This window comes from Leptospira montravelensis (assembly GCF_004770045.1).
GTDB lineage: Bacteria > Spirochaetota > Leptospiria > Leptospirales > Leptospiraceae > Leptospira_A > Leptospira_A montravelensis.
This window is the reverse complement of sequence record NZ_RQFO01000009.1, coordinates 46,571-61,983: the sequence shown is the minus strand read 5'-3', so window position 1 is coordinate 61,983 and position 15,413 is coordinate 46,571. Positions and strand designations below refer to the sequence as shown.

Genomic DNA, 15,413 nt, shown 5'->3' with positions numbered 1-15,413 from the left:
GTTTCGCTATCAAAGAAAATTGAACGAGTGTCAAAATTTTTGTCGCCAACCACACCATCCTTCTCCGACACTATGCGATGATGAACACTCATAAATTAAACGGCCGTCTTTGGTCAGTCTTAATTCTCTTCGGACTTGTCGGACAAATCGCGTGGTCTGTGGAAAATATGTACTTTAACTTATTCATTTACAATACCATTGCGAAAAATACTTCTTCGGTCACATTAATGGTCCAACTGAGTGGAATTGTTGCCACCTTTACCACCCTAATCGCCGGCATCTTAACAGACAAAGCGGGCAACCGAAAATATTTCATTTCCCTTGGTTACCTTTTATGGGGTTTACTTACCTTGTCATTTGCATTTATCTCCAAAGAAAACACTGCAATTTGGTTTCAATTATCCGACGAAGCACAAATCATAAACCTAACAATAGCTATCGTAATAACTCTAGATTGTATTATGACAGCCTTTGGATCCACTGCCAATGACGCAGCCTTTAACGCCTTTGTAACAGATAACACCGAAAATGCGAGGAGTCTTGCCGAAGGAGTATTATCTGCGATGCCTCTTGTGGCAATGTTAATAGTGGCTGGTGGATTTGGAATGATTGTGAATGCTCTTGGATATCCTGGACTATTTGTTGCGGTTGGAACTATGATGTCAGTATCAGGAATCATTGGGATTTGGCTTATCAAAGACAATCCAAACCTAAAAAAACAAAATACAAATTTTATCTCTGATATAAGTTATGGGTTCAAATTTTCAGTCATAGAGCAAAACAAAAAGTTGTATTTATATTTTGTTGCTATGGGGATCTACGGAATTGCAAGCCAGATATATATGCCTTACCTAATCATATACATGCAGGAATACTTAAAATTTGATGCCATTCAATATTCGATTGTATTAGCAGGAGTGATTCTCGGTGCAAGTATCATCACGATACTTTTAGGAAAACAATTTGATGGAAAAAATAAAGACAAACTCCTGATTTATTTTTCACTTATATATATTCTTGGAATGTTTTCGTTATACATAATGTCCAAAACTATAAATTTAAATCTTAAAACGCAAGTTATGTGGACGACAGGTGCCACAAGTTTAATTTTAATAACAGGATTTGTTCAAGTTTTAGCACTACTTGGTGCACAAATTCGAGACAATACTCCGTCTGAAAACACTGGCAAACTGCAAGGGATACGTATGATCTTTTTTGTATTAATTCCTATGTACATTGGACCTATGATCGGTGAAACCATAAACGAAAGAACAAACCTAACATACATTGATCCAGTCAATGGTGCAACCGCACATGTACCGGCACCCGAGATTTTTTTAGCGGGAGCTCTCTTTTGTTTACTAATATTTTTCCCTCTTTCATTCTTATTTCGAGGCAAACAGTCTTAATGAAAACTATTTCACATACAGAATATCCACGTCCGCAATTAGAACGCGATAGTTACATCAATTTAAATGGCGAATGGGATTTAACTCATTTCAAATCAGATAAAGAACCCCAAGGAAAATACAAAATCAATGTTCCATTCTCACCTGAAACAAAAGCAAGTGGACTCGGGCATTTCATTCTTCAACCAAACGAAGAGCTGGTTTACCATCGCGAATTTGAACTCACTACTAATTTTATTAAAGATATCACCTTACTCCATTTTGGTGCCGTTGATTACTCTTGCAATTGTTCCATTAACGGCAAAGAAGTAGGTTCCCACAAGGGTGGATTTTTGCCTTTTTACTTTGACATTTCACAATACATACAAATTGGGAGAAATGAAATAACCATAAGAGTCACTGACCCAACTGATACCGGAAGCCAATCGCGCGGAAAACAAAAATTGAATCGAGGTGGGATTTGGTACACTCCACAATCGGGCATCTGGCAAAGTGTTTGGCTTGAAAGTGTCTCTAATGATTATATAAAAGATTTAAAAATAATACCAAATATAGACACAAAGTCTGTGGAAATATTTGTAACAACGGAAAGCCTAACTATAACCATACAGGTATTAGATGGAAATAAAGTAATAGCAGAATCTTCAGATAAAAATGCCAATATCAATATACCAAATATGGAACTTTGGTCACCAGAAAATCCAAAACTCTACGGATTACTGATCAAAACACCTTATGATACAATAAAATCTTATTTTGGAATGCGGAAATTTTCTATTGGATTCGATGGGAAATTCAAAAGGTTATTTTTAAACAATAAACCTTATTTTCATAATGGTTTACTCGACCAAGGTTACTGGTCTGAAGGTCTTCTGACTCCACCGAACGATGAAGCGATGGAAAAAGAAATTAAACTGATGAAAGATATGGGTTTTAATATGTTACGCAAACATATTAAAATTGAACCACTACGATGGTATTATCACTGTGACAGGCTTGGAATGTTGGTATGGCAAGATTTCGTATGTGGTGGCGGTGCTTATGAAACTTGGAAAGTTGCCTATTTACCTTTTATAGGATGGAAAACCAATGATACAAAATATAAATTTTTAAATAGAACAGAGGAAGCCGGTCGAAATGAATTTATTTCAGAAATGGATAAAACCGTAAATTTATTAAAAAATACTGTTAGTTTATCCGTTTGGGTTTTATTTAACGAAGGTTGGGGACAGTTTGATAGTATTAAACTAACTGAGAAGTTACGAGAACTAGACAATACTAGAACTATCGATAGTGTCAGTGGGTGGTATGACCAAGGTCCAAACAGTAGTGACCTAAAAAGTTTACACCTTTACTACCAAAAACTAAAAGTCCCAAAAAATGAAAACCGAGTTATCGTATTATCTGAGTTTGGTGGTTATTCACTAAAAACCGAAGGCCACGTCTTCGATGAAAAAAAGCTGTTTGGTTACAAAATCCTTCCGGACAAAAAAAGTTTAGAAACTGAATACCGAAAACTTTTCGAAACGGAACTAATACCTCTAATTGAAAAAGGATTAAGTGCATCCATTTACACACAAGTCAGCGACGTAGAAGAAGAAATTAATGGGCTTGTCACTTATGATCGCCAAGTGGTAAAGTTTGATATCGAATTTTTGCGAGAGCTAAATTCTAAATTAGTTTATCAATAAGAGAATATAATGGAAATTATCTCCAATCACCCATTGTTTACAATTTTTACCATCCTAACTTTTAGTTTCCTCTTTTATTACTTTAAAGAAGTTGTTGAAACCCCAGTACTTAGGTTTAGTGAATCCGATTTTTTATTACGTGTGATTGAAACATCGCCAGTTCTTACAAAAAAGTATTACCCAACTTTTTGGTGTTTTAACCAACATTTGATGTTACTTCTGCTAATGTTGCGCGAATATCGGACGAAGCCATTCCATTATGACCAACTAGAACAAATCAAAATGAAGGATGGTGGGATCACCGGCCTCGCTTGGTCGGGAATCAGTGGTATAGCAGCTAACAATGACTCTCCGATTGTTGTCTTGTTTCATACAATCAGTGGGGATGAACAAGATGTAAAAACAACAGTCAAATATCTAAGAGAAAAATATGGTTGGATCGTAGTTGTTTGTATTCGCCGAGGCCACGGGAGCCTTCCACTCACCAAACCGAAAGTAAACACAATGGGTTCAACCTCCGACCTAAAAGAACAATTGACATACATTCAGAAAAGATTTCCCAAAAGACAAATGTTTGGAGTTGGTATTTCTGCCGGCTCAGGGCTTCTGGCTAGATACTTAGGAGAGTCTGGAGTTCAAAGTAGATTTAAAGCTGCGGTTGCAGTCTCGCCTGCATACGATATCGAAAAAGCATTTCATCGAGTCCACCCAGTTTATAGTAAAATTATGGGCCAAAGAATGATTAACTATTTTCTAAAAAAACATTACGAAAGTTTATCTAAGTTAAACGGAGTAGATGAACTTTTAAAAATTAAAACAATTGGAGAATTTCAAGACAAACTACATACCATTTCTGGATTTAAAGACAAAGAAAACTATTATTTCCATTCCAATCCAGTTTTAGTGGCAAATAATATTAGAACACCACTTCTTGTTTTGAATTCTGCAGACGATCCGATTTGTGTAAATCAGAATGTATTGGAAAATCTTCATTGGCTGGAAACACTTCCTAATACTATCCATGTTCATACGAAACGAGGCAGCCATATTGCTTATTTCCAAGGATTAAAAGCTACCTCTTGGTCAGACCAAGTGATTGGAGAATATTTTGCCGCTGTAATGAAGGAAAATCTACCAAAACGTAAAGTTACCTTAAAGGTCAAAAAGAAAAGTAAACGTAAGTAATTTTACTTTTTCAAAGATCGATAATTTTGAGGCGATTGACCAAATTGTTCTATAAAAAGTTTATGAAACGAAGATTTAGAATTAAATCCTGAAGCATAAATGACACTTAAAATAGTCATATCCGGTTTTTCTAAAAGAAGTCTTGCTGCTTCTTGCAATCGAAATTGATTTACATAATTACGAAACGTACATCCCAAATGAAAATTTAATATTTCTGAAAGTTGATGAGTATTTAAATCTAATCTTTTGGACAAAATTGGCAAACTAAGGTTTTCATTTAAGTAAATTTGTTCTGTGATCATTAAATCATTCAATCTTTGCAAAATTTGGTTAATATTTAATCCTCTTAATCTACTTTCTTTGTACCTAGCCGACCTTACTTCAGATTTAAAATTAGGAATCAGCTCTTTATGGTCTAGTTTTAATAATAACATCATAATCAAAAGTAAGGTTAATGATAAACAAGCTACAACAAACAATTGCATAAAAAATAACTGAGAAATTACAAACTGAAGTACAACAAACAGCGAATAACCTAGAAGACAAATGAATGGGAAAAAAGATGATTCCAACTTTTCTTTAGAACTCAATTTCCACCGAAACACACGTATAAAAATAGATAATGTATAAACAAAAATTGATAAAACAGCGACACCAAGCAAACAATGGATACCATTTGGAAAGTTAGAATTATGATTATGGGTCAATAAATCGTATGAGGTTAATAAAAAATCCGTTGGGCGAAATACAAAAATATAAAATAAACTTACTATACTTGGCAAAAAATGGAGAATCCTAATTTTATAAAACTCTCCACCGCTCATTTCCTCAAAATAAATATAACTAAGTGGTCCAATCAAAAAGAGACAAGGAATATGAATCCCAAAAAAATATGGATAATACTGTATATCTCCTGTTAATTCAGCATAAATATGAATCTGTAGTATTCCTAATATAAGGAATAAAATCGTAGTTGTATATTGATTCAAAAAGACAAACCCCAACTGCCTTCGCACTTGGGTAACAACAGGAGAAATTTGTTTTTTATTCTTATCTTTTTGCCATGTTTCCATCCAATGTGAGGCGGCTAAAAGAAACGCAACCAAAGCACCTGCGAAAGGAATCAAATTCATAAAACAATTAAGAAATCAAAATGACAATTGTCTATTTATTTATAGAAAATATTAAACTTTGTATTCCATCCGTATACAAACGGACGACTGGTTCCCAAACATATGTGATACTTTCTTTATGAATTCTAACTATAAACTTTTTTCAAAAAATAGCAAATCCGATTCCCGGTATTTGATTCAAAACTCCTTAAAAGTATTCTTTTTCATTTTTGTATCTATAACATTTAACCTATGGGGAGAATCGCAGGTTTATGATAAAGATAAATTAAATACTTTACCGATCAAACTATCGCATAAAAAACCAGTGGTCACCGTCATAGGAGAAAATCAATATACCGAACTCACAGATTTTATAGTTCCTTATGGAATTTTAAAACGTTCCCATATTTTTGAAGTTTATGCTCTCGCTGATAAAAAAGGGAAAATAGATTTTTTCCCAGCGCTCTCAATGGAAAACAACAAATCTCTAGAAGACTTCGACAAACTTTATCCAGAAGGTTCCGATCTTGTGATAGTACCAGCCATACATAATGCAAAAAACGAAAATATCATTCAATGGATTCAAAAACAATATAAACTAGGAGCTACCATTGTTGGTGTTTGCGACGGAGTTTGGACATTAGGTTATGCAGGATTATTAAAGAATAAACATGCAACAGGACATTGGTATTCCAAAGAAAAATTATCTTCTGCATTTTCAGATTCAAAATGGATAAAAAATAAAAGATACGTTCAAGACCAAAGAATTATTACCACAGCAGGTGTAACTGCTTCTATTCCTATATCCTTAGCTTTAGTGGAAGCCATTGGAGGTAGGAAAAAAGCAGATGAAATCGCAAAAGCACTTGGAATCACTGATTGGAATTCTCAACACAATAGTGATGAATTTTATTTTGATTGGAGACAATATCTAACAGCAGCAAAAAATCTAATTTTCTTTTGGGATTATGAAACATTAGAGATACCTGTTTATGATGGTATTGATGAAATTTCCTTAGCGTTAGTGGCCGATGTTTACTCTCGGACTTATAAATCGAAAGTAATAGCCATTAAGTATGGACATCAACCAACCCAATCAAAATCAGGAATCAATTTTATTTCCGAGGTGAAAGAAGAAGGAAATAAGAAAAACCATACTCTTTTAGAAATATCAGATAAGAAAAAAGCATTCAATCAATTTGAACATTCATTGAATGATGTTGAAAAAAGATATGGTATAAGTACCAAACAATTTGTTTCTACACAATTGGAATTTCCCAATCATTAGTTTTCCATTATGTCGCGTATTAAAGCCGAAAATTCCGCTTTCTCATTTTTAGGCTAGCACCCCATTTATAGATGTAAAAACTGGAATGAGAAAACCTATGCGTACAAAACTAAAACTTTATTTTATTCTCTCCTTTTTGGCCTTTGGAATTTTGTTGCTTTTGAGCATGGCCTTAGTTTTAAAAATGCAAAATGCGCTGCCAGAAAACCTAACAATCTCAATCGGTTTTGGAATTCTTATCCTAACTGTGTTAGTTCTTATTTTTGGTTCAGCACTCAGCTCCTGGTTCAGTAATATCTTTGGCAAATTAGAAATTGCTTTTAAGGAAGTAGGACTCGGCAATTTACAAGTTCGAATCCCATACAAAGAAAACGATTTACTTTCAGAATTCTATATGAATTTTCATAGAATGTTACAAGCACAAGGTGAACTCATTCAACATATCAAAACTTCAGCTGACACCTTATCTTCAGATTCACAAAAAATGAAATTGGTGACACTTGATTTTTCCAGCAATTTACAGTCACAATCGGCCGCCACTGAACAAGTTTCTGCTTCTATAGAAGAAATCTCTGGAGTTGCTGTATCAATCTCCAATATCGCTGAAACAAATTCTCAGAGTATGAATAATTTAACTTCAGAAGTGGATCATCTCTCTGTCGCAATCGATAAAACCAGCGAATATGTTGAAGGCACTTTGGATTCGATTAAAAATATTATTGAACGAGCAGAAGCTGGTAAAAATACATTAAGAACTATGAATGAAGCAATGGACAACTTATCGCATAGTTCACTTGAGATTTCAAAAACAGTAGATGTCATTTCTAAAATCAGCGAACAAGTCAATATGTTAGCACTCAATGCATCAATAGAAGCTGCGAGGGCAGGAGACGCAGGAAGAGGATTTGCCGTTGTAGCGGAAGAAGTATCCAAACTAGCTGAAAGAACTGCAAATGCAGTCAAAGGAATCGATTCGTTAATGAAAAAGAATCAATACGATGTTTCTTTCGGTAGAGAAAGTATTGAAAAAACTACAATGGAAATTCAAGAAATCATAGGAAACATAGATTCCATTTCGGAGAAAATTTCAGAAGTCCATTCATCCGTAAATACACAAAAAGAGTTAAAAACAAAACTTCTAAAAGAAGCTATTTTTGTGAAAGTAAGATCGGAAGAAATTAAAGACGCAGTGACAGAACACAAAACAGCAACAAACGAAGTAATGGCTTCCGTATCATCTATTAGCCAATCTTCTTTTAGCAATTCCGAAAGTAGTGATTTATTAGCAGAGAAAATTACTACAATTGCGAATACTGCAGACAAATTAATTTCAATGGTTGATCTCTTCAAAACAAACATTGTTTCAGATGAATCATCAATTTCCGATCGTGACGAATCCACTCATAAACTTCAATTCAGGTCTGAAATCGGAAGTATTTACTATATTAAAGAAAAAGATTTATTAGAAGTTGTCTGGACACCAAATTTTAGCGAAGATAAATATATCGAAATTCTAAATGAAGCATTGAATATTATCCATAAATTTAATATCCGTAAGTGGCTTGCAGACACAAGAAGAATGGGCCTTGTGTCTCGCTCTGCACAAGAATGGGTAAACGTCAATTGGTTTCCCAAGGCAAGTAACTCTAGTTTAAGAAAAATGGCGGTAGTCGTACCGAACTCTGCTTTAGCGGCCATTTCTATAGATGACCAAACACTGAAAACCGGAAACGTAGAATTAAAATCCGTACCTAGTTTAGAAGCAGGAATTACTTGGTTAAATGACTAAAAATTAAAATTACAAGATCATTGTTTCGATAAGAATCACAACAATGATCTGTTTTCTTTTATTTATCTCGTTCTAATACAAAAAAGAAAGGTTGTTTCATTCCTTTATAATCCATACATCCAAACATAGTATTTTGATTTACCTTTTTAAATACATCATGAATGGGAAGGTTATCATAAATCATTGCAGCAGTGACTTTGCCACGAAACTCTATACGTCGGACGCGAGCTTTTGATTTATAAGTTTGAAATAAAAAACGTACCAACAAAAAAACATACTTTAGTGGCCATAAATTTGTAGAAGGAACCAGTGTTGCCAACCGAACAGGCATTATAGAAGGATTAACTTTAAATAAAGTTTTTCCAAAGGATTTAAAAACCAATGGGTGAACGTTATCAGCATCCTCAAATTCTTTTCCATACCAATTAAATGTTTCTAACGCTCCATCCATTGTGTGCCCTGTATGAAAACCAGAGCCATGCCACATTCCCATCATATCTTCGATTGTAACTGTTTCCAAAGCATCAAATAACGCAAAAGAATCCTCAGTGGAATTGTTCTTTTTAGCGCGCATTTCATAAAATTTTGATTCAAGAGTATTCATATATAAATTGTAACCTAAACCTACTTTTCCTTACTACTATTAGGACGAAATAAATTTACAATTACATGGTTCAATTTTCAATCTTCAATCAAGAACAGATTGAATTCGCTTTCGTTCTTCGTTAATACAGTCAAATGCATTCCATTAAATAAAGTTAAACCTGAAGAAAGGACAGTTTCATAGGAAAAGACTCCGCGTTAGCATTGTTGCAGTTGAAACTACCATTTGTTGGTTTTGTCGCTAACGATCACTCTACTTTGCATATAAATGTCTCTGTCATTTATTGTACAAATGGCTGACTCTAAAGAAAGTAATTGAATCCTGAAGCCGAAATACTTTTTTTTATGTTTTTTAAATTTGAACTGAACCGAATTCCCATTGTTTATTATGATAACATTTTCACCCTTAGAAGTTTTCTAATCCTTCTGCAACCAGGTCCAAAAAATAATCTTAATCCATTCCTCCTTTATATATTCTAGGAATTCAATCCAAAGCAAAGGTAGCACTTATACAAAATTTTCAAAATATTTAGTTATTGCAATTTATTGACAACTAAGAATCCTTTCAATTGGGCTTCGCAATTAATTCAATGAGACAATGCTATTTTAAATTATTATCGATTAGTTTTTTATTTAGCCTACTAATCTCTAACTGCCGGCCAATGGAAATAAATAACTTATGTGATCCAAGTTCCGATTTCTTCAAACAAATTCAAATATCAAAAATACTTGCAAAAGATAACACACCAATCTGCGGGAAGGATTACATATCGACAATAATACCTTATTCAATAACAGGTTCTGTTTCAGGGTTAAATAGTTCAGGACTGAAACTTTTACTCAATGAAATTCTAACATTACCAATTGAAAATGGTAGTACAAACTTTTCCTTTACAAACATAATTTTTACTGGATCCACTTATTCTGTAAAGGTCTCTACCCAACCAGCAGGATTATTCTGTAATATCACAAATGGAGAAGGCATTGTCAAAAATTCAGATGTAAACTCAGTGTCTGTCAGTTGCGCTCCTACATGTAACCCATGTTATCTCTTTCTTTCTGGCTCTGGATATCCTCCCAACCCTGGTAGTGCCAAAAATTTTGATACTTTTTGTTCTTCCGACGGAAATTATCCAGGAACTGGTACATATAAAGCAATGGTGGTGGATGGAGTTACCAGAAGAGCATCGATTAGTGCCAATATTGGTGACGGACAAATAGACTGGGTCTTCGCACCGAATAGAACCTATCGTCAGACAGAAGGTGTGATTGGCACAACAAATTCAGCGGGACTTTTTATCTCGGCACTATCATTACGATTTTCGGTCAATTCAAAGTATTGGACAGGCTTATACTCTGATTGGACTACAAATACAAGCAATACTTGCGATTTATGGAGAAGTAACTCTGGTTCTTTTACTGGCATCATGGGCCAAGGAAATTCAACAGCTATTGCATCTATAACAGCCGGATGGCCTGCAGATTCATGTAATGTTAGTAACCAACAATTGATCTGTGTGGAACAGTAATTTCCTTAGTTGCAATTTCCAACCAATTCTCTAAACTAACACAATGAATGTTACAGATTCCGAAATCAAATCCCTATTGCAAAACTATCAAAAGATTGCAGTTTACGGACTAAGCAATGATCCATCTAAACCCAGTCATTATGTACCTGTCTATATTCGGGACAAAGGTTGGAAAGTGGTCGGAACCTATCCCAAAGAACACAACGTAGGTGGATTCGCTATTTATAAAAGCCTAAAAGAGATCCCTAAAGAAGATCGAAAATTCATCGATGTTTTTAGAAGCTCTGATAAAATTCCCGAAGTGATTGATGAAATTTTAGATTTAGGTGGGACGGAAGTCATTTGGCTTCAATTGGGTATTTCTCATCCAGAAGCAGAAAAAAAGGCAGAAGAGGCAGGCCTTCGTGTTGTTTCCAATCGCTGCCTCATCATTGAACATAAAAATTATTTTTAAACTAAGGAATTAAACCTGGGCCTACTTTGTTTCAGCATTCCGTTGACTTCTTTAGATTGTATATCTTTAGGATTTTCGATTCGATTTAAAATCGGCCCAAGAACCACAACTCCAAATGGCCCAGAGGACGAGTAATGGCTGAAAGAACAATCGGATGAGCCGAGCTCTATCAGTATCTAAACCAAAAGCACTGATTCCGTTCATATATTGAGATATATTACCAGGAAAAATCAAAACAAAAAACAAAGCAACAATCCAACCAACTTGCACTTGTTTGCTGCGAAGAAAAATCAACGACAAACCTAAACTAATTTCCACCACTCCTGAGAGTAAGACGACTAAATCAGCGTTGATAGGTAACCAAGTCGGGACTTGGGCTAAAAATTCAGTCCTATGCCATGTTAGGTGGCCTGTTCCAGCAAAAGCTAAAAAAGCACCCAGTAAAATGCGTAGAACCGTTTGGAATATAGTTCTTTCGGTTGTGTTTGTTTGATTCATGGAAATTTAGACGAATATCTTCTATATTTTGGCAATTCTCGATTGCCTAAGCTCTTGGAGCGACCACCAACATTTAAATAATTTTGTGTCTATTTCTGGTATATTAACGAAGAAAGGCCGAGTATTCGCAAGCGATGGACCTATGGTATCCCTTATTGAGAACCACTCTCAGTTAAATTACCAATCAAAGTGCCAAACCTGTACACGATTTCAGCAGATTGTTTGCAAATCTCTTCGTTAACCTGGTTTTGCCCGTTGGCACAAGCCCACCACAAACCATTGAAATGAACACAATTGGCCAGAGTTTTTTTTTCCTACCCATTGATTGCCTTTTCTTAAGGAAAAGGCAATTCAAATACCGTTAGAAATATATAGGTCACAACCAAAACCTATATCTGGCATTTTTTATACCCAAAAAATTACTCTAGAACCTTTGTGAACAATCTACTAAAAAAATAACTTTGTTACAGTGGAGCGATTCTTTATCCTTACATGAGATTTATGAATACTTTGAACAAAAACGAATTTTTTCCTTGGAACCGAAACCTCTTTTTATCAGTCTTCCAAAGAATGAAAAACTCTCTTTCCGAAATATAAACCCAAAAGCAGACCTCTAAAAAACCATGATGCGACTTTTACAACAGAAAAAGAATTGGATTTTTGATATGGATGGTACTTTAACGATCGCCAAACATGATTTTGACGCCATTAAACGAGAACTAGAAATTCCCTTAGATACAGATATACTTACTTCATTATCCAAACTTTCTAAAGAAGAAGCTAATAAAAAACATACAATCTTGAATTCAATTGAACTAAGGATCGCTAAGTTATCTACTCCTTCCCCTGGAAGTGCCGATTTATTAAAAGAACTCAACGAAAAAAAAATGAACGTTGGGATACTAACCAGGAATAGTTTTTCAAATTCTATTGAAACCTTAAAGGCCGCAGGTTTAATTCATTTTTTCCAACCGGATTTTATTTTTTGTAGAGAACGCGCCTTACCTAAACCCAACCCAGAAGGGATTTATCGGTTAATGGATCTTTGGCAAGCGAATCCAAAAGAAACGGTTATGATCGGAGATTATCTTTTTGATTTAGACGCTGGTGCTGCGGCCGGTGTGGATACTATCTACATTGATCCAGAAGGCAATTTTCCTTTTAAAAAATTCGCGACTCATTGTGTTATAGACTTAGGCGAAATCCTAAGTCTATAATAACAGAATGCTCTATTTCCACTGCAATTTAAGTTCTCTTGTAGTGGTATCTATGAATCATTCGAACCTAATCATTAATTCCATTACATAGAAATTATTTTCATATATTCTAATGTTCTCATTAATGAATTATTATTAAATGTGAATAAACTTTTTCCTCCACTTGTTAATAAAACTAGATGCTTTTATTAAATTTTCTTTTGGTTTCTATTTTTTCACTCTTTCAAATTTCGTGTAACGGTCAGTCTACCAATAACAATATTTCCGCCTTTGCTCTTTTGAGTTTATCTGGAGCTACTGCCGAAGCAACTCTTGAAGATAAATTCCAATCGGTGCAATCTACTACTTATTACAGAAAAGATGGAAACTTACAATTCCAAGATATTGTGATCGAATATAAATTAAAAACTACTAAAGAAGATTCAGAATCAGTAATCGGATATATGGGAAATCCTAATGAAATCTCCTACAATTCAAAAACAGGAATTATTTCAGGCCAGATCACAGAAATCGAGGATTCATTCAAAAACAACTCAATTGTATTTTCTTACTCTGATTACACTAAAAAATTCAAATTCTATCTAACATTAAAAAAGGAAGGGAAAATTATATCCATTCGAGAAATAACATCCACTCCACCAAACGCTCCAACTATCCCACCAAATACCATAACCTTACCATCTATCAGTTATGAAACGGAGCGCTCTATCACATATAACGGCGGAATACCAACAGAATACCAAATCATCCGTGTCAAATTTCAGAATAGTCCCGACCTATCCACATTCAAACGATTAGATGCTTATTTGGGTAGACCCAATATAATTAGCCTGGCCGCTGATAATTTTAATGTGATAAATTATATGAAGGTTAGCTCGTATGATAAATATGCTGGGTATTTTTTCTTTAGTTCTGGTGAGTTATATGCATCATATAAAATCATAGTTGTGGGCTCTACAGATGATGCAAAAGGAAATCGAAGTATTGATACTGTTCCGCCACCTCCTCCAGCATCACCATGTGCAGGTAGTTTGACAGCACCTATTACTATCGGAAACTGTGCTACACATTGTTTAGTAGTCAATTTAGTTGGAAATCAAATGGAATATATTGCTAAAACATCTGTAGGTACGACCACCGAAGAATATCTGTATTTAGATTCCTCAAGCTCCACAGTAAGCGGTAGTAGTGGGCCTGTAGGTCTAGAGTATATAGAACATTTTTCTCCCATCAGTATTGGTGCCTACCAAACAAACCCAAGCACATTTGATGTTACTTCATATAACAACGCATGTGTAGTTTTGTCATCCTATCTTGTCCAAGAGGGACCAGGAGGATTTAAAGATACATATTTAACAACAAAAGTAATAGTCCCTTAACTTACATCTTATCAAAATCCATTTCACTCGATATGTATTGGATTTTGATTTAATATCGGGAATCTGATTTCAATTGCTAATCCGCTCTCTTTTTCTATTTTCATTATACCACGTAATTGTTTCACTAAATTCTTAACAAGAGTTAATCCCATCCCTTTGGAATCCATCACAGCACTATCGATTCCACCACCATCGTCTTTGACAATTAATAAAAATTGATCTTCAATTCTGCCTAAACTAACTTCAATTTTACCATGATTGCGTTTCATAAAAGCATGACGAAAAGAATTCGATACTAATTCATTTAATATTAATCCCATAGGAATAGCTCGATCTAAGTCCATCTCCAATCCTTCTTCAATCAATTCATGTAACTCTATGTTGTTTTTTTCATTTATATAAGTTATTTTTAAATTTCCCAGGATTGAATTAAAGATAAGATTCAAGTCTACATATAGAAGATTTGGTGATCCGTAAATGATCTTATGAACAGAAGCTATAGCCATGATTCTATTCTGTATCAATCCTAACGAAGTTGTTAATTTAATATCATTCTCTGACTCTACCTGCATGGCAAGAAGTCCAGAAATGATTTGCAAATTATTATTGACCCTATGATGAATTTCCGTTAATAACTTTGATTTTAATTTTAGGTCTGATTTTATCTGCCTTTCATGTTCAATTCTTTGGTTTTGTTCCTTCTTCACTGAATGAACATACAAATAGATCAAAAAAAACATCGCGTAAAGATCTTTAAAAAAACCTTCATAATCATCGAAATAATCAATCGAATACCCATGTTCAAGGACGTTCGAAACACTCACATAACATGGAATTATCGCAAGGATCAAAACAAATGCACCTTCACCTCGATAACTTGGCCGTTTGATTAATTTTTTAATGATAAAAGAAATAGCAATTAGATAAATGAATAAAGAAAAAAGATTGAGTAGAGATACTATATTCATCAGAGGTCTGACACCAAAATTTCTTTTTTCAAACTAACTAAAAAAAGAATGGAAGCTAAAAAATAGAACGAATGTTCGAGTAGATTAAAAAAGTCATGGAACCAAAAACCTTCAACCACTGTAAAAATATTACTTAGCCAAATACAAAAAAAACCAGAGATCAAAAAGTGAAATTTAGGGATTAATCCGGAAGTTAATAATCGGACAGTGATTAATAACCCAACACTATCAAAAATTAGATTTAATACTTCACTGATTTGATACATAATTTACCGAAACCAAGTTACCCAA

13 protein-coding genes are annotated in these 15,413 nt (G+C 34.3%); 9 read left to right on the top strand and 4 right to left on the bottom strand.

Annotated features, from left to right (window positions below; translation table 11 throughout):
* The first annotated feature begins 80 nt into the window (after window positions 1-80).
* The 3 genes from EHQ31_RS06820 to EHQ31_RS06810 are packed head-to-tail and all read left to right on the top strand — an operon-like array spanning window position 81 to window position 4,285.
* Entirely contained in the window at window positions 81-1,409 is a 1,329-nt protein-coding gene (locus tag EHQ31_RS06820; RefSeq protein WP_135575072.1) for an MFS transporter, read from the top strand.
* Window positions 1,409-3,100 carry a glycoside hydrolase family 2 protein gene (locus EHQ31_RS06815; protein WP_135574955.1) on the top strand — a complete coding sequence of 564 codons (1,692 nt, stop codon included), beginning with the start codon at window positions 1,409-1,411 and terminating at the stop codon, window positions 3,098-3,100. The genes EHQ31_RS06820 and EHQ31_RS06815 overlap by 1 nt, the downstream gene beginning before the upstream one ends.
* A 9-nt stretch (window positions 3,101-3,109) precedes the next feature.
* Entirely contained in the window at window positions 3,110-4,285 is a 1,176-nt protein-coding gene (locus EHQ31_RS06810; protein ID WP_135574957.1) for a YheT family hydrolase, read from the top strand.
* 2 nt (window positions 4,286-4,287) lie between these two features.
* Here the strand turns inward: EHQ31_RS06810 and EHQ31_RS06805 are convergent, their stop codons facing one another.
* Window positions 4,288-5,418 carry an AraC family transcriptional regulator gene (locus tag EHQ31_RS06805; RefSeq protein ID WP_135574959.1) on the bottom strand — a complete coding sequence of 377 codons (1,131 nt, stop codon included), beginning with the start codon at window positions 5,416-5,418 and terminating at the stop codon, window positions 4,288-4,290.
* A 118-nt stretch (window positions 5,419-5,536) separates the two neighbouring features.
* Between EHQ31_RS06805 and EHQ31_RS06800 the strand changes: the two genes are divergently transcribed.
* Window positions 5,537-6,685: a DJ-1/PfpI family protein gene (locus EHQ31_RS06800; protein WP_135574961.1), complete on the top strand. Its 1,149-nt coding sequence runs from the start codon at window positions 5,537-5,539 to the stop codon at window positions 6,683-6,685.
* Window positions 6,686-6,782: 97 nt separating this feature from the next.
* Window positions 6,783-8,474 (top strand): methyl-accepting chemotaxis protein, encoded by a 1,692-nt coding sequence (locus EHQ31_RS06795; RefSeq protein WP_135574963.1) that lies wholly within the window; start codon window positions 6,783-6,785, stop codon window positions 8,472-8,474.
* Window positions 8,475-8,532: 58 nt separating this feature from the next.
* Here the strand turns inward: EHQ31_RS06795 and EHQ31_RS06790 are convergent, their stop codons facing one another.
* Window positions 8,533-9,078 (bottom strand): DUF4334 domain-containing protein, encoded by a 546-nt coding sequence (locus EHQ31_RS06790; RefSeq protein ID WP_135574965.1) that lies wholly within the window; start codon window positions 9,076-9,078, stop codon window positions 8,533-8,535.
* A gap of 661 nt (window positions 9,079-9,739) precedes the next feature.
* Between EHQ31_RS06790 and EHQ31_RS06785 the strand changes: the two genes are divergently transcribed.
* Both EHQ31_RS06785 and EHQ31_RS06780 read left to right on the top strand, forming a co-directional pair.
* Window positions 9,740-10,606, top strand: coding sequence for a DUF1554 domain-containing protein (locus tag EHQ31_RS06785; RefSeq protein ID WP_244247294.1), 867 nt, complete (start codon window positions 9,740-9,742; stop codon window positions 10,604-10,606).
* Window positions 10,607-10,649: 43 nt separating this feature from the next.
* Window positions 10,650-11,060, top strand: a complete 411-nt coding sequence (locus EHQ31_RS06780; protein WP_135574967.1) for a CoA-binding protein — start codon at window positions 10,650-10,652, stop codon at window positions 11,058-11,060.
* Window positions 11,061-11,126: 66 nt separating this feature from the next.
* Here EHQ31_RS06780 and EHQ31_RS06775 read toward each other — a convergent pair whose 3' ends face one another.
* Window positions 11,127-11,558: a DoxX family protein gene (locus EHQ31_RS06775; RefSeq protein WP_135574969.1), complete on the bottom strand. Its 432-nt coding sequence runs from the start codon at window positions 11,556-11,558 to the stop codon at window positions 11,127-11,129.
* 626 nt (window positions 11,559-12,184) lie between these two features.
* Between EHQ31_RS06775 and EHQ31_RS06770 the strand changes: the two genes are divergently transcribed.
* Window positions 12,185-12,775, top strand: coding sequence for an HAD family hydrolase (locus EHQ31_RS06770; protein ID WP_135575074.1), 591 nt, complete (start codon window positions 12,185-12,187; stop codon window positions 12,773-12,775).
* A 179-nt stretch (window positions 12,776-12,954) separates the two neighbouring features.
* The gene (locus tag EHQ31_RS06765; protein WP_135574971.1) at window positions 12,955-14,154 is read left to right on the top strand and encodes a hypothetical protein; all 1,200 of its coding nucleotides are present in this window, start codon (window positions 12,955-12,957) and stop codon (window positions 14,152-14,154) included.
* A 23-nt stretch (window positions 14,155-14,177) separates the two neighbouring features.
* Here EHQ31_RS06765 and EHQ31_RS06760 read toward each other — a convergent pair whose 3' ends face one another.
* Window positions 14,178-15,122: a sensor histidine kinase gene (locus EHQ31_RS06760; RefSeq protein ID WP_135574973.1), complete on the bottom strand. Its 945-nt coding sequence runs from the start codon at window positions 15,120-15,122 to the stop codon at window positions 14,178-14,180.
* Window positions 15,123-15,413 lie beyond the last annotated feature (291 nt).

Excerpts from the sequence above, each read along its gene's own strand:
- EHQ31_RS06820 (WP_135575072.1), top strand. The coding sequence starts at position 81 with ATGAACACTCATAAATTAAACGGCCGTCTTTGGTCAGTCTTAATTCTC.
- EHQ31_RS06815 (WP_135574955.1), top strand. The coding sequence starts at position 1,409 with ATGAAAACTATTTCACATACAGAATATCCACGTCCGCAATTAGAACGC.
- EHQ31_RS06810 (WP_135574957.1), top strand. The coding sequence starts at position 3,110 with ATGGAAATTATCTCCAATCACCCATTGTTTACAATTTTTACCATCCTA.
- EHQ31_RS06805 (WP_135574959.1), bottom strand. The coding sequence starts at position 5,418 with ATGAATTTGATTCCTTTCGCAGGTGCTTTGGTTGCGTTTCTTTTAGCC.
- EHQ31_RS06800 (WP_135574961.1), top strand. The coding sequence starts at position 5,537 with ATGAATTCTAACTATAAACTTTTTTCAAAAAATAGCAAATCCGATTCC.
- EHQ31_RS06795 (WP_135574963.1), top strand. The coding sequence starts at position 6,783 with ATGCGTACAAAACTAAAACTTTATTTTATTCTCTCCTTTTTGGCCTTT.
- EHQ31_RS06790 (WP_135574965.1), bottom strand. The coding sequence starts at position 9,078 with ATGAATACTCTTGAATCAAAATTTTATGAAATGCGCGCTAAAAAGAAC.
- EHQ31_RS06785 (WP_244247294.1), top strand. The coding sequence starts at position 9,740 with ATGGAAATAAATAACTTATGTGATCCAAGTTCCGATTTCTTCAAACAA.
- EHQ31_RS06780 (WP_135574967.1), top strand. The coding sequence starts at position 10,650 with ATGAATGTTACAGATTCCGAAATCAAATCCCTATTGCAAAACTATCAA.
- EHQ31_RS06775 (WP_135574969.1), bottom strand. The coding sequence starts at position 11,558 with ATGAATCAAACAAACACAACCGAAAGAACTATATTCCAAACGGTTCTA.
- EHQ31_RS06770 (WP_135575074.1), top strand. The coding sequence starts at position 12,185 with ATGCGACTTTTACAACAGAAAAAGAATTGGATTTTTGATATGGATGGT.
- EHQ31_RS06765 (WP_135574971.1), top strand. The coding sequence starts at position 12,955 with ATGCTTTTATTAAATTTTCTTTTGGTTTCTATTTTTTCACTCTTTCAA.
- EHQ31_RS06760 (WP_135574973.1), bottom strand. The coding sequence starts at position 15,122 with ATGAATATAGTATCTCTACTCAATCTTTTTTCTTTATTCATTTATCTA.